At 59.9% G+C, this 14619-nt stretch carries 11 protein-coding genes and 1 CRISPR repeat array; of the genes, 10 read left to right on the forward strand and 1 reads right to left on the reverse strand.

Features of this window, described 5'->3' with window-relative positions; all coding sequences use genetic code 11:
- Positions 1-260 precede the first annotated feature (260 nt).
- The 10 genes from Pan216_RS06205 to Pan216_RS06250 all read left to right on the forward strand — a co-directional run bounded on the left by Pan216_RS06205 (position 261) and on the right by Pan216_RS06250 (position 13776).
- The gene (locus Pan216_RS06205; RefSeq protein WP_419193323.1) at positions 261-1259 is read left to right on the forward strand and encodes a helix-turn-helix transcriptional regulator; all 999 of its coding nucleotides are present in this window, start codon (positions 261-263) and stop codon (positions 1257-1259) included.
- A complete protein-coding gene (gene cas3, locus Pan216_RS06210; protein ID WP_145256303.1) occupies positions 1256-3979 on the forward strand; it encodes a CRISPR-associated helicase Cas3' in 2724 nt (907 codons plus the stop codon). The genes Pan216_RS06205 and cas3 overlap by 4 nt, the downstream gene beginning before the upstream one ends.
- Positions 3980-3990: 11 nt before the next feature.
- Positions 3991-5541 carry a type I-E CRISPR-associated protein Cse1/CasA gene (casA, locus tag Pan216_RS06215; protein WP_145256306.1) on the forward strand — a complete coding sequence of 517 codons (1551 nt, stop codon included), beginning with the start codon at positions 3991-3993 and terminating at the stop codon, positions 5539-5541.
- A complete protein-coding gene (gene casB / locus Pan216_RS06220; protein ID WP_145256309.1) occupies positions 5516-6058 on the forward strand; it encodes a type I-E CRISPR-associated protein Cse2/CasB in 543 nt (180 codons plus the stop codon). Before casA ends, casB begins: the two co-directional genes overlap by 26 nt.
- 36 nt (positions 6059-6094) lie before the next feature.
- Positions 6095-7237, forward strand: coding sequence for a type I-E CRISPR-associated protein Cas7/Cse4/CasC (gene cas7e, locus Pan216_RS06225; RefSeq protein ID WP_145256312.1), 1143 nt, complete (start codon positions 6095-6097; stop codon positions 7235-7237).
- The gene (cas5e, locus tag Pan216_RS06230; RefSeq protein ID WP_145256316.1) at positions 7234-7938 is read left to right on the forward strand and encodes a type I-E CRISPR-associated protein Cas5/CasD; all 705 of its coding nucleotides are present in this window, start codon (positions 7234-7236) and stop codon (positions 7936-7938) included. Before cas7e ends, cas5e begins: the two co-directional genes overlap by 4 nt.
- 12 nt (positions 7939-7950) lie before the next feature.
- The gene (gene cas6e / locus Pan216_RS06235; protein ID WP_145256319.1) at positions 7951-8595 is read left to right on the forward strand and encodes a type I-E CRISPR-associated protein Cas6/Cse3/CasE; all 645 of its coding nucleotides are present in this window, start codon (positions 7951-7953) and stop codon (positions 8593-8595) included.
- A complete protein-coding gene (gene cas1e / locus Pan216_RS06240; protein ID WP_145256322.1) occupies positions 8592-9518 on the forward strand; it encodes a type I-E CRISPR-associated endonuclease Cas1e in 927 nt (308 codons plus the stop codon). Before cas6e ends, cas1e begins: the two co-directional genes overlap by 4 nt.
- A complete protein-coding gene (gene cas2e, locus Pan216_RS06245) occupies positions 9463-9687 on the forward strand; it encodes a type I-E CRISPR-associated endoribonuclease Cas2e (protein WP_419193324.1) in 225 nt (74 codons plus the stop codon). Before cas1e ends, cas2e begins: the two co-directional genes overlap by 56 nt.
- Positions 9688-9694: 7 nt before the next feature.
- A CRISPR array of direct repeats spans positions 9695-13033; the repeat unit is 29 nt; unit sequence GTTGTCCCCACACGCGTGGGGGTGAACCG.
- Between the two features lie 191 nt (positions 13034-13224).
- Positions 13225-13776, forward strand: a complete 552-nt coding sequence (locus Pan216_RS06250; protein WP_145256328.1) for a 3'-5' exonuclease — start codon at positions 13225-13227, stop codon at positions 13774-13776.
- On the opposite strand, the gene Pan216_RS06255 is transcribed toward Pan216_RS06250, so the two are convergent.
- A complete protein-coding gene (locus Pan216_RS06255; RefSeq protein ID WP_145256331.1) occupies positions 13770-14060 on the reverse strand; it encodes a hypothetical protein in 291 nt (96 codons plus the stop codon). The two genes, Pan216_RS06250 and Pan216_RS06255, sit on opposite strands and share 7 nt — an antisense overlap.
- Between the last annotated feature and the right edge of the window lie 559 nt (positions 14061-14619).

Genomic DNA, 14619 nt, shown 5'->3' on the forward strand with positions numbered 1-14619 from the left:
CGGTCGAGGTTTTCGGCGGCGAACGAGACCTTCCGGTGGACGCCTGTTCGGTGGGACCTGATCTGTCTCGCGGAGTGGTAGCTTGATTGGGGACGAGGCGCTGCCCCGACCTCGTCAAGCGAGGAGACGGCTGATCCATTCGGATGGGACGGAAATGGGAAATGCACGCAATCTTCCTGGCACTTCGAGCATTCGGCCCACATCATGGCCTCGAACACCCAACGCCGAGTCGTGATCGGGAGATGGTCGGAGGTGAACGCGTGGGCCGCAACGAGCAACTCATCCGCCAGTGGAATCTGCTGCGAACCCTGAGCGCTCGCCGATTCGGCGCGACGATTCGTGAATTGGCCCAGGAGTTTGAAACATCCGAAAAGACAATCTCCCGCGACCTGGCTGTCCTCCGGCAAGTCGGTGTTCCGATCACCGAAACGAGCGGTGACTACAACCGCAAGACCTACCGCATCGACTCCTCGTGGGGCGAGACAGAGCTGACCTTTCCCTACGACGAGGCGTTGGCCCTCTACCTGGCCCGGCACACCTTGCAGCCGATCGCGGGGACATATTTCTGGTCATCACTCCAGCGAGCTTTCCAGAAGATCCGATCGACCCTGCGTGAAGACGCCCTCGAGTACATCCTGAAGATGGCGGAGACTTTCTACCACCGCATCCCCGGCGCCAGCGACTACAAGGGCAAAGGGGAACTGCTCGACGAGCTCTACCGCGCGATCGAGGAACATCGTCAGACGATCGCGGTCTACCACTCCGCGAGCTCGACCGAACCGGTCGAGTACGAGCTCTATCCCTACGGCGTCGCCTATCACCGAGGCTCCTTGTACCTGATCGCCTTCAGCTTGAAGCACGACGAGATCCGGCACTTCAAGGTCGATCGTTTTCACGACGTCGAGGTCGGCGGCGCGACCTTCGAGTTTCCCAAGGACTTTGATCTCACGGCACACTGCGATCGTTGCTTCGGCATCTACCAAGGTGACAAGGAGTGGACAGTACGTATCAAGTTCTCGTCGAGCGTTGCTCGCTATGTCCGGGAATCGAAATTCCATCCAAGCCAACAACTCGAGCTTCAGAAGGATGGCGGCCTGATCGCCACCTTCACCGTCGGGGCCTTGGATGAGATTCTCCGGTGGGTCATGAGTTTTGGCACGGCGGCGGAGGTACTCGAACCTCCGGAGTTGATCACCAAAACGGTCAGCGAGCTACGGGCCACTTTGGACCGTTATGAAACAGAGAATGCCTTGTCATGAGCATCTCCGACGAGGAGCTTCTTCTCTTTTGGGCCAAGCTGGGTAGCGGGACCTACCCGGAGGATGCGCATCCCGTTGTGTGCCACATGCTCGATGTCGGTCATGTCGCGGAGGCTATCTGGCACGATGTCATCGACGAACGCAGTCGACAGCGGTGGTCGCGAGCCTTGGCCATCGAAACCCCTTCGCTCGGAAAGTGGATTGCGTTTTGGGCCGCCCTTCATGACGTCGGGAAGATCAGTCCCGGATTTCAGAACAAGGATCGTTCCGGTACTGCTCCCAAGGTGCTGCTTACAGCGGGCTATCGTTGCCGGGTACCCGGAAGCGAGGTAGCTCACGCAAATGTCTCGGCAAAACTGTTCCACGAGGTGTCCGAGACCTCGAACGATTGGCCCCGAGTCACGTCGCAGCTCAGCCTCTCGGTTGCCCGAGTCCTAGGAAGTCATCACGGATGGTTCCCACTTTCCGGTGATTGGATTCACCTCAAGAAACGCCAACTCGGCGAACGCAGATGGCGACAGGCTCAAATCGTCGCGATGACAAGAATCGCCCAACTCATCGGCTTGACCGTCGACACACCGACACCATCACCACCCGATGGAGACGACAACGCCTTCTACCTGTTTCTGGCAGGCCTGGTCACGGTGTCGGATTGGATTGGTTCGAACCTCCAATTCTTTCCCAAAGCGGGAGTCATTTCCGATCTAGAGGCCTACGCGCCTTTGTCCCGCGAGAACGCCGCACGAGCTCTTCAGACGATGGGTTGGGCACGGTGGAAACCGGATCGGAAAGAGCGACTCTCCTTTCGGGAGGTCCATCCCGCCATCGCAACACCACGCCCGCTGCAACACGCTTGCGTGGAGATTGCCCAGAAAACGAACCAGCCAACGCTCGTCCTCATCGAAGCCCCGATGGGCGAAGGGAAGACCGAAGCGGCGCTCTATCTCGCCGACCACGCGACCCATGTTCTCGGCGGACGGGGAGCCTACGTCGCCCTCCCCACCATGGCGACCGCCAATCAAATGTTCGGACGCGTGCGGGACTATCTCCGGCAACGCTACCACGATGTCGAACGGATCAATCTGCAACTCCTCCACGGAAAATCCGCGTTCAACGACGATCTCGCCAACCTACTCGATCTCGCGGACATTCATGACGACGACCATGGGGATGGCGGTGTCGTCGCCGAGACTTGGTTCGCTCTCGACAAAAAGCAGGCGATGCTCGCTCCCTTCGGCGTTGGCACTATCGATCAATCGCTGCTCTCGGTGCTGCGAACCAAGCACGGGTTCGTACGGCTCTTCGGGTTGGCCGGCAAAACGGTCATTCTCGACGAGGTCCATGCGTACGACGCCTACATGAATGCTTTGCTGTGTCAGCTCCTGCGGTGGCTGGGCTCGCTTGGTTGCCAAGTCGTTCTCCTCAGCGCCACGCTGCCCGCCAAGACTAGGCGAACACTGCTCGACGCGTACTCCGGGCAGGAGAACGTCACACTTCCCGAGGACCGCTATCCACGCATCTCGGTGGCGCAAGTGGGTCGTCGCGACATCGAATGCCAGGCAATCGACACCGACCCCGCCCGTGCGGTGACGATGCGGCTGCAAACGATCTCGCAAAGCGGTCTAACTAACTTGCTGAACGACCGACTCTCCGAAGGCGGCTGCGCCGCGGTGATCTGCAATACTGTTGGCGGCGCTCAGTCATTGTATCGGGAGCTTTCCGATTCGCTTGACAACGATGACGTCGTGGAACTCTTTCATGCCCGTTTTCCGTTCGAAGACAGGGACCGGATTGAGAAAGGCGTGCTCGGACGCTATGGCAAGCCGATCCACGGTCCCCACCGGCCCCGTCGCGCCGTCCTTGTCGCGACCCAGGTCGTCGAGCAGAGTCTCGACCTCGACTTCGATCTCATGATCACCGAGTTGGCACCGATCGACCTGGTGCTTCAACGGGCGGGCCGTCTTCATCGCCATCAGGGGCGCCGTCGGCCGACCAAGTGTGAAGAGCCGACACTCATCGTCTTGCAGTCACCTCACAACGATGAAGGTATTCCCGACTTCGGTATCTCCGAAAAGATCTATCAGCGGCACGTGTTGCTTCGCTCGCACCTGGCCCTTTGGGACCGCGAGCAGATTCGCCTTCCAGACGACTTGGAACCGCTCGTTGAACAGGTCTATGCCGACGAGTACGAAGCTCCCGACCTCTTCCGGTCCGCCTTAATTGATTCGAAGTGCCAGATGGATGCGGATGTCAAGAAGCAAGATCAGAAGGGTCGTAGCGTCCTCATCCCGGATCCGAACGACGAGAATCTCCTCTGCAACAACAAGGTCGGACTCGACGAGGAGAATCCCGATGTCCATCAGTCGCTGCGGGCGGCAACGCGTGATGCTCGCGAGTCTGTGACTGTCAGTTTCCTCTGGGAGGTGGCGGGCCAACCATGTCTCGACCGCGATGGGTCGGAACCGGTCGATCTGATGGCTCGGCCCAATCCCACGACGACACGTCGGTTGCTCGAGCGGAGTGTTTCGCTCTCGACCATCAAGTGGGTTCGCCTCCTTCGGGACGAACCTTGCCGGCCCCTTGCTTGGCAAAAGAGTGGCGTGCTCCGCCATGCCCATGTCGCCGTCCTACCTCCCAGTGGTATTTGGGAACGGCGCGGCCAGCGATTGAAGCTTGACGACAACCTCGGCGTTGTGTTCGAAGACACTGAACCCCTGTAGGCGGCCAATCGATGACCCAACCATCTTTCAACTTGATCGACGAGCCCTTCATCCCGTGCGTTCGTCTCGATGGCACGCCGGTGGAACTCGGCATCCACGATACATTGATAAACGCTCACGAACTGCGCGAGATCCACGATGACTCGCCACTCGTGACCTTCGCTCTCCATCGCCTACTGTTGGCGATCCTTCACCGAGTTCACGGACCGCCCGACCGCAAGGCGTGGAAGACGCTCTGGGACAGAGGGCGATTCGACCCCGATCCGCTTGCCGACTATTTGACAACATGGCGTCACCGCTTTGATCTGTTCGATGAGAAGTATCCGTTCATACAGGATCGCAGTCTTGACCTTTCCGAAGCGGCTGGTGTTGCCCGTCTCGCCGCCGAACACGCAAGAGGCAACAATGCCACTCTTTTTGATCACACCAACGATGCCGCGAGAGTCGATTGGCCATCAGCTCGTACGGCGCGATCGCTCATCGCCGAACAGGGTTACGCGATTGGCGGCGGTCGCAGCAAGACCGGCAACCTCTGCAGTGGACCGCTTCTCGGAGGAGCCGTTCACCTTCCTGTCGGTAGCCAACTCTTTACGACACTGCTGCTCAACCTAGTTAGGTACGACGAGCAGTACCCTGTTCCAGCAACAAATGACGCTCCGTGCTGGGAATTGGATGATCCCAACGATGGGCCGTCCACTCCTCGCGGCTACCTCGATCATCTGACTTGGATGAGCCGACGCATTCGTCTCGAAGTTGACCAAGATGGCACAACGATTGGAGCGGCGTACTCTCAAGGGCGAGTTCACTCACCAGAGATCGCTTGGAACGATCCTCACATGGCTTACCGACGCAACAAGGAACTGGGGTACGTCCCGATGCGTCTGTCGGAGAACCGTGCCGTCTGGCGAGACTCAAATGCGTTGTTCGTCAAGTTCGATTCGGAGTCCCACCGACAGCCGGCGGTTATTGCATGGCTTGCCGAACTTACTGCGGAAGGAGTGCTCGACTCAGACTTCACGTTCGACTTGATGTCGGTTGGCCTTTGTACGGACAAGGCCAAGATCAACTTCTGGAGAAACGAACGTCTCCCCTTGCCCTTGGATCTTCTCGTCAACGAACAGCTCATCGATGGAGTCGACGTCGGCTTGAATGCCGCCGAGGCGGTCGGAAGAGTCCTCTCTCGATGCACATACAGTCTCGCCGTCGATGTCCTCGAGCCAGAGGGTGATCCACCCGACAAAGATCGAGCCCGGCAGATGGTCGCATCGCTTGGCATCGAGCGAGTGTTCTGGTCCAGACTCGAGCTTCCCTTCCGCACTCTTCTGCTCGATCTCGCACACACCGACCCGAATGCCGTCGACCTCTCTCTCGCAACGTGGGCTTGGCACACCGTCCGCGGCACCGCAATCGACGCTTTCGACGAAGCGACACATCAACTCGATCAAGACTCTCGTTTACTTCGTGCCGTCGTTCGGGGAAGAAGCAAGCTCAGGGCGGCATTGGCCAAGGAGTTTTCTGACTACAAGGAGATCCTCAATGAAGAGGCAGACATGGCGGGATGAGTTGGTGGAGTCGCTCCAACGGATCGAATCGGAAAAGGACCGCGCGACCCTTGCACGTCTTCGCCGCGGAGTTGGCAAACCTTTCGGAACGTTGGCCGAGCGTGATGCCTGGGTCATCCGTCGGACGCCATCGACCCTCTCCGATCGTGACCTTGATGTCGCTTGTATCATCGCGTCGTTGTTTGCGAGCCATTCGAAACCAGGCGGTACTGGCACGCTGGGCGCCGCATTTCGACAACTCGCACGTCAGGATGACTCCGATGGACCCGAACGACGGTTCACCACTCTTCTGAACGCCGACGCGGAGGACTTACCCGGTCGCCTGCGGCATGCGATCTCTCTGCTCCGCTCCAAGGACATCGCCGTTGATTGGATCCAAGTAGCCAAGGACCTCTTCAATTGGAGTCATCCAGATCGCTTCGTCCAACGCCAGTGGGCCCGTGATTTTTGGTCTCCTCAATCCGGTGAAAACGAATCGATAAGCGACAAAGCCAAACCGTCCGCCGTCTCTCAATGAACTCAGTATCCAGTGACTCGTACTAAGGAAATTCTCATGTTTATCGAACTACACCTCATTCAGAACTTCGCTCCCTCATGCCTCAACCGCGACGATACGAATACGCCCAAGGACTGCCGCTTTGGCGGTTACCGGCGTGCCCGTATCAGCAGCCAATGTCTCAAGCGAGCCATCCGCTCGACCTTTGAGACGGAAGATCTACTTGCGGAAAGCGAACGCGCCACACGATCGCTTGTAGTGGCCAAGAAGTTGGCCGATATGATCTCGGAGCGTGTCGACGCCGATGACGCAACAATCGACCGCGTGATTTCGCTCGCGTTTGAAACCCAAAAGCTCAAGGTCGATGAATCTGGAGCAACTCAATACCTCCTCTTTCTGGGCAATGAGGAAATCACCGAACTGGCCGCGGTGCTGTCGAGCAACTTTGACAAGCTTGCGGCGCACAAAGGGAAGAAGCCCTTGCCCAAGGAAGCGGCAAAGGAAATCAAGGAAGCCATCGGCAACGTCCTCGACGGCGGCAAGGCGGCCGACTTGGCCTTGTTCGGACGAATGCTCGCCAATCTACCTTCGAAGAACATCGACGCAGCATCCCAAGTCGCGCATGCCATCTCTACCAACAAGGTCGACATGGAGATGGATTTCTTTACAGCCGTCGACGACTTGAAAACACGGAACGATGATGCGGGTGCTGGCATGATGGGCACGGTCGAGTTCAACTCTTCGTGCTTCTATCGCTACGCGAACATCAACACTGAACAACTCATGAGCAACTTACAGCAGGACGAGCAGCTTGCCAGGAAAGCGATCGGCGCCTTTCTCAAAGCATCGATCGAGGCGATTCCGACCGGCAAGCAAAACAGCATGGCCGCTCACCAACGCCCCTCGTTCATCTTCGCGGTCGTGCGCAATCGTGGGCTCCTGTCTCTCGCCAACGCATTCGAAAATCCCATCCGTCCATTCGGCAACGACAGCCTTGTGGCCAATTCGATCAAGGCATTGGACACCCACTGGGCAAATCTGACGCGCGTCTACGGCAATCAGGATCTTGTCACCGGAGCGATCTGCTCCACGGAGCCCGACGGTTTGCTTGAAGCAACCAAAGAGTACGATTGCGGTTCGTTTGACGAGGTCATGAGGAAAGTTCTCGACCACGTGAGCATCGACAAGGAGGCCTCATGAGTGTTCTTCTGTTGCGCCTTGTCGCCCCGATGCAAAGCTGGGGGACACAGAGTCGCTTTTCCCATCGCGATACTGGGCTCGAACCGAGCAAGAGCGGAATCGTCGGCGTGCTTTGCGCTGCCCTCGGCCGGTCGCGGGACGAGCCGCTTGCTGATCTTGGCTCTCTCGGGATGGGAATTCGCGTCAATCGGGAAGGCCGAATCGAGCGAGACTTTCATACGGCCGGCGGTGGAAAGCTGAACGGACGTGACTACGGAGTCGCCAAAGTGAATGGCGCAAGACCCGAGACCGTCATCTCCCACCGCGACTATCTCGCCGATGCGGATTTCCTCGTGGCGTTGTCGGGAGAGGACGAACTGATCGGGCGGCTGCACGAGGCGGTCAAACGCCCGGTCTTCCCACTCTACCTGGGACGGAAGGCCTTTGTTCCCAGCCTGCCGGTCTTCGATCCCGATGGGCCTCGGGATGGGAATGACGTCGAGTCCGTGTTGCGCGCCGAACCATGGCGTCGTCCCAAGCGTAACCCGCCGGAGCGTCTACGACTCGTCCTCGAGGCGAACGATCGTCTTGAGGGAGAGGTGCGACGCGACCACCCCAACACCTTTGTCTCGGATCGCCGCTCCTTCGCCCTTCGCTACGTCCGAACTGCCTGGATCGACAACCCGAGTGAGACGCTCCCCGCCCCCGGCTACGAACCATAGGAGACTCGAACGATGTACCTTAGCCGACTGACGCTCAATCCACGAAACCGCGGAGTCCTTCGGGACGTCGGTTCTCCCTACGAACTACACCGCACACTCCTGCGCGGCTTTCCCGATCGGGAAGCCGGTGGTCCCGGTCGTGTCCTGTTTCGTTTGGAAACCCGCCAGGACGAGGGGCCGCCCATCGTCCTCGCACAGTCCGACAAGGAACCGGACTGGTCGTCGTTAGTCAAGGCCGACTACACGAATGCCGAAACGACCCCGATTCGATTCTCTTCAGATTCGACCGACGGTGATCCCCACGCCGTCCCCATCCCGATCGGCCGGCGATTTCGGTTTCGACTCCTCGCCAACCCGACCGTCAAACGCGAGGGGAAACGACACGGTCTCTTTCGCGATCAGGACCAGATCGACTGGCTCCGGCGCAAAGGGGACTCCGGGGGCTTCTCCATCGAAACCGTTCGCGCCGATCCGGTCGGTCGCGTCTCCAGTCGCAAGGGTGGCTCGACGACCCATCATCATGCCGTTCGCTTCGAGGGAGTCCTGCAAGTCACCGACCCGACCGAGTTCATCGCGAGTATCGAAGCGGGGATCGGATCGGCCAAAGCATTCGGCTTCGGCCTGCTCAGTGTAGCTCCAGCGGGAGGAAGCCCGTGAGAAGACTCACCGAGCTAGCCCTCTTTCGCGATCGGCTGTCCTACCTCTACCTCGAAAAGGGCCACATCGAGCAAGACGCCAAGTCGATCGCCTTCGTCACCAAGAACGAGTCCATTCCCGTGCCGGCGGCGGACCTCGCACTGCTCATGCTGGGTCCGGGGACCACAATCTCTCACGCCGCGATCAGGAATTTGGCCGACTGCGATTGTCTCGTCGCTTGGGTAGGCGAGACGGGAGTTCGCATGTACTGCTACGGCAAAGGGGGAACTTATCACTCGGCTCGGCTGATTCGCCAGGCCGAGTTGGCGACCCATCCCCGACTCCGGCATGGCGTCGTGCGCCGGATGTACGAGAAGCGCTTTGACGAAAAGCTCGATGCCGACTTGGACATCCGACAGATTCGCGGCTTGGAAGGCCATCGGGTCCGATCCGCCTACCAGCGTTGGGCAGCGGAGTTCGGGATCGAGTGGAAGGGACGCAACTACGATCCGACCGCGTGGGGCACCGCCGATCCACTCAATCGCGCTCTCTCGGCGGCAAGTTCCTGCCTCAACGGTGTGGTTCACGCGGCGATCACGAGTATCGGCTACTCCCCCGCGCTCGGTTTCGTCCACACCGGCAAGATGCTTTCCTTCGTCTATGACGTCGCCGACCTCTACAAGGTCGACCACATCGTCCCCTTGGCATTCCGGGTCGTCGCGGAGGATGGGCGCCACGTGGAGCGTCGGGCCCGGCTCGCTTGCCGTGACTTCTTTCAGACCGAGCGTTTGCTCGAGAGCATTCCCAGAGACATCGACGAGGTGCTGCATGGTCGTGATGATACTGGAGCGAGTCCCTCCGAGTCTAAGGGGGGACTTGAGTCGTTGGATGATCGAACCGAGGGCCGGGACATTCCTTGGTCGCATGAGCGCGAGGGTCCGTGACGAGCTTTGGGCCAAAGCGATTGACGGCGCCAAGGGAGGAACGTGTGTTCAGATCTGGCGAGCCAACACCGAGCAAGGGTTTGCCTACCGTGTCTTTGGCGAACCACAACGTCGACTCGTCGACATCGAGGGTCTACATCTGGTGGCACGGACGATATCCCAAAACTAGATGTGGCGTTGTCCCCACACGCGTGGGGGTGAACCGGGGCGCGCACGCACACAGAACCAGGCAGGCAAGAGTTGTCCCCACACGCGTGGGGGTGAACCGTAGATGGCCGGGCCACCAACGGTCGACCCTGGCGTTGTCCCCACACGCGTGGGGGTGAACCGCGGTGTCTCCACGTCGCCAGGGCTTGTCCTGATGTTGTCCCCACACGCGTGGGGGTGAACCGAGTACGACGGCAAGACCCGCGAGAGGTGGAGCGTTGTCCCCACACGCGTGGGGGTGAACCGCCGTCCTGCTCTTTCGAGAACTCGAACACGGTGTTGTCCCCACACGCGTGGGGGTGAACCGAAGGGGATCGAGGAACTCCGGTCGAGGCTGTTGTTGTCCCCACACGCGTGGGGGTGAACCGCATGGGCGATACGCGAAGTATCTCCCCGAGCGGTTGTCCCCACACGCGTGGGGGTGAACCGCACGAGTGGCATATCCAGGGGTACTTGCAGGGGTTGTCCCCACACGCGTGGGGGTGAACCGAGTATCTGGATATCCTCTAAGCCGTCAAGGCAAGTTGTCCCCACACGCGTGGGGGTGAACCGCTCATCGAGCCCTCAGACGTCGGGAGTGCGGAGTTGTCCCCACACGCGTGGGGGTGAACCGGGGCTCGTCGAGCTCCGCCGCCGAAAACAAGAAGTTGTCCCCACACGCGTGGGGGTGAACCGCCGCAGCCCGAGACGCAGCCCGAGCCGCATCAGTTGTCCCCACACGCGTGGGGGTGAACCGCCGCAGCCCGAGACGCAGCCCGAGCCGCATCAGTTGTCCCCACACGCGTGGGGGTGAACCGCGACACCGACCTGTGGGACACGGACTTAGCGAGTTGTCCCCACACGCGTGGGGGTGAACCGCGTGTTCGGCACAAAGAGGACCGTTTCAACGAGTTGTCCCCACACGCGTGGGGGTGAACCGCAGGCCGGCGAGCGTGCGAAGAGTTGGCTCCTGTTGTCCCCACACGCGTGGGGGTGAACCGGTAGATGGCTTCCGCCCCGAGGGTGGGGACTAGTTGTCCCCACACGCGTGGGGGTGAACCGATGTTTCACGCCGGGAGGGCCACCATCGCTATGTTGTCCCCACACGCGTGGGGGTGAACCGAAGGTCAAGCTGATCCAGCTCGACAGCGACTAGTTGTCCCCACACGCGTGGGGGTGAACCGACGATCTTCGAGGCTAAGGATCAGCCGTTCTTGTTGTCCCCACACGCGTGGGGGTGAACCGCAAATCGAGATGCGGGACTACCTAGCAGAGTTGTTGTCCCCACACGCGTGGGGGTGAACCGCACAACGACGTTTCGGACGTGGAGTCAAATTGAGTTGTCCCCACACGCGTGGGGGTGAACCGCAGGGCTCGAGCGAGTACACGTGGGCCCGGGAGTTGTCCCCACACGCGTGGGGGTGAACCGAGACGGCCCGACAGGAGGGCTACAGCGACGACGTTGTCCCCACACGCGTGGGGGTGAACCGCAGTTGATCGAGGGTCGCGCGATCACGAAGAACGTTGTCCCCACACGCGTGGGGGTGAACCGCACCGGTGGGTCAATCTGACGGAACGAGAAAACGTTGTCCCCACACGCGTGGGGGTGAACCGTGGACGACCTTCACGCTCGCCGCGACCGACTCAGTTGTCCCCACACGCGTGGGGGTGAACCGTGAGATTGGTCGGACGGGCGGTGAACGAGCTTGTTGTCCCCACACGCGTGGGGGTGAACCGAAAGCCGAACGGTGGATCGAGGCCAACGCCACGTTGTCCCCACACGCGTGGGGGTGAACCGGAACCGACGAATGGACTTCTCGAAACTCGGCTGTTGTCCCCACACGCGTGGGGGTGAACCGCCATGCCCGCACGCCCAAATCAAGGGATGCGGGTTGTCCCCACACGCGTGGGGGTGAACCGATTGCGATCGAGCGACAGAAGCTTGCCGACGCGTTGTCCCCACACGCGTGGGGGTGAACCGGTCGTCGCGACGAGCAAGTCCGCGGACATCGAGTTGTCCCCACACGCGTGGGGGTGAACCGACTGACTGTCGGGAGATTTAGACGGTGGCTGGGTTGTCCCCACACGCGTGGGGGTGAACCGAGGTGCTCGCCTTGCTCGTCGACGGCGGTCATGTTGTCCCCACACGCGTGGGGGTGAACCGGATTCTCAGTTACGACGAGAGGGGAGACTAAAGTTGTCCCCACACGCGTGGGGGTGAACCGAAAAGTTCCCTACCAAGAAGTCGTGACGACACGTTGTCCCCACACGCGTGGGGGTGAACCGTGGTCGAAATGTGATCACCCATCACCTGTTAAAGTTGTCCCCACACGCGTGGGGGTGAACCGCCAAGAGGGCCAAGGCAGATGTCGAGGACTTCGTTGTCCCCACACGCGTGGGGGTGAACCGATCTAGAGGGCGCACGTGCGGCCTTGGATCGAGTTGTCCCCACACGCGTGGGGGTGAACCGTAGACTCACTCCAGCGTCTGACACTTGGCATCGTTGTCCCCACACGCGTGGGGGTGAACCGCATGCGACGCGGAGGGGAAAAGACGGGCCTGGCGTTGTCCCCACACGCGTGGGGGTGAACCGGTGATCTGGCGCGGCAACGGGAAGACTCTTTGGTTGTCCCCACACGCGTGGGGGTGAACCGCAGTATGCCGAGCACGTGACCGCAAGCCTTGTCGTTGTCCCCACACGCGTGGGGGTGAACCGAGAAACGCCGCTGCGTATTACCTGTCACCAGCAGTTGTCCCCACACGCGTGGGGGTGAACCGGAGCTGACGCATGACCGACACGTCAGTCGAAACGTTGTCCCCACACGCGTGGGGGTGAACCGGAGGAGATGACCCCATGAATTCGTTCTACGTAGTTGTCCCCACACGCGTGGGGGTGAACCGCCATTGCGTCAGATGGAAAGGCTTCAGCTCGTGTTGTCCCCACACGCGTGGGGGTGAACCGGTCGCACTTGGACCGAGTACCAAAACGGGACGGTTGTCCCCACACGCGTGGGGGTGAACCGATGCTCATCTGTCCACTTCCTCCAAAGGGGGAGTTGTCCCCACACGCGTGGGGGTGAAGACGATTAACATCATCGGCCCACCCGGCCACTTGAGTTGTCCCCACACGCGTGGGGGTGAACCGGGAACCTACAGCCGCTCGGCCTCGATCACTCGGTTGTCCCCACACGCGTGGGGGTGAACCGTTTATCTTGGATGGGACGGAGGTACGCCGGGGCGTTGTCCCCACACGCGTGGGGGTGAACCGAAAGGATATGTCCTGGGCCACCACATGTATCTGTTGTCCCCACACGCGTGGGGGTGAACCGGTTGTAGCAAAGCAGATCCTCCGCAACCTGGAGTTGTCCCCACACGCGTGGGGGGGGGAACATGTTCAATCCCGACTTGAGATAGAGAAGCGATCGAAGTGTAGATCTCGAAGGAATCCCAGCGCTGCGGCCGGAAGCATGCAGGTCATACCAACAAGCTGCATGTCGGTAGAAATTGGGGACATTCGATCATGCGATTCGTTGCTCTTGACACGGAAACAACGGGACTGCCGCCAAATGCTCATCTGCTTGAAATAGCGGCGGTCGACGTTGACCGGATCACTTCACGCTTCCACTCCTTCGCCAACCCTGGACGCCCGATACCGAAGTTTGTGTCACGACTCACGGGGATCCAGCAGCACCTTGTTGCCGGAGCTCTTCCGCCCAATTGCGTGGTCGACCGGTTCCTTCGATGGCTTCCCATGGCCAACGAAGTGGTACTCGTCGCACACAACGTTCGCTTCGAGTCCGCTGTTCTCGAGTCGGCCATCGCCAGCGGTTCGATTCGTCGTCGCCTGTCGTTGGAATGGATTGACACGGTAATGCTCGCGCGAGAGTTGAATGAGACGGAGGACTTCAAGCTATCGACCATCGCGCGAACTCACGGATGGAGCATGCAACCTGTTCACCGCGCGGTTCTAGACGCGGAGTTGGTACGACTTACGTTCTTGCGAGCCCGACGCATCTTGCCAGAAAAGACACTGAACAGATTTCGTCAGAGGCTCGAAGTCGCAGTTCATTGACCGCTGATGAGCCAATGGCCCTTGTCGCCGAGCATCATCGACCACTCAAGTGCCTGTACGGCTCTCTGTGCCGATTCCTCTGATGCCGTCAGGCGTTGAGCACCCATCTGCGATGACAAAACCCCAAAACGAAGGGCACTTCCGCAGGCATCCGGCTGCAAGTTTCCGATCGACATCGGGATCTCCGTCGAGAACACAAAGACCATCAAACCATGTTGACGGCGGTTGAAAATGGCGGCGCTGGGGTTGTGTCGCGGCGGTTGAAAATGGTGGCGCTCATTCACGTCTTGTTGCGACTTGGGAAGATGGGGACTTTGGTCCCGATTGTTCCGGAGTTCGCAAGGAGGCGGAGGAGTTCCTCCGGCGGTTCAAGGTGGCGGCAAGGGACGTGGCGTCCATGCCCAACGCCGTTCATGGGGATCTTGCTGAGAGGATCAACCAAGTCGAAGGCCTCTCAAAATCAGTGGAGGAAGCGGTTCCCCTCTCGCTGAGGTACCGCGAATCCCCCCCAGCGTTACCACATTCAACCGCCGTCAACAATGTGGTCCCAGCCGAGTGAACAACACCGATCTTGTGGCAACCAAGCCTGCGATCCTTGTAACCGGATGACAGTAAATGGGTTATGTCCGCATGGTGAGTCTTCCAGACGCTTGGCGGTTCTTCTAGGGAATGGTGACGGTGGTTGAACATGGTATCGCGGGACGGTCGAGATCTCGCGTTCATGGAAAGTTTTTGGCGACGTAACCCCTTGCAATTCAAGGTTTACGGCATCCGTGTTTGGTGCCAGTACGTTTGTTGTAGAATTCTTGCATGTCAGGCCGGGAGCGGACGCTAGGCTCGATC

The sequence above is a fragment of the Kolteria novifilia genome, from assembly GCA_007748055.1.
GTDB classification, from domain to species: domain Bacteria; phylum Planctomycetota; class Planctomycetia; order Kolteriales; family Kolteriaceae; genus Kolteria; species Kolteria novifilia.

Coding starts and splice junctions, on each gene's coding strand:
- cas2e (WP_419193324.1), top strand. CDS start 9,463: ATGATCGAACCGAGGGCCGGGACATTCCTTGGTCGCATGAGCGCGAGG.
- cas6e (WP_145256319.1), top strand. CDS start 7,951: ATGTACCTTAGCCGACTGACGCTCAATCCACGAAACCGCGGAGTCCTT.
- Pan216_RS06250 (WP_145256328.1), top strand. CDS start 13,225: ATGCGATTCGTTGCTCTTGACACGGAAACAACGGGACTGCCGCCAAAT.
- cas5e (WP_145256316.1), top strand. CDS start 7,234: ATGAGTGTTCTTCTGTTGCGCCTTGTCGCCCCGATGCAAAGCTGGGGG.
- cas7e (WP_145256312.1), top strand. CDS start 6,095: ATGTTTATCGAACTACACCTCATTCAGAACTTCGCTCCCTCATGCCTC.
- casB (WP_145256309.1), top strand. CDS start 5,516: ATGAAGAGGCAGACATGGCGGGATGAGTTGGTGGAGTCGCTCCAACGG.
- cas3 (WP_145256303.1), top strand. CDS start 1,256: ATGAGCATCTCCGACGAGGAGCTTCTTCTCTTTTGGGCCAAGCTGGGT.
- casA (WP_145256306.1), top strand. CDS start 3,991: ATGACCCAACCATCTTTCAACTTGATCGACGAGCCCTTCATCCCGTGC.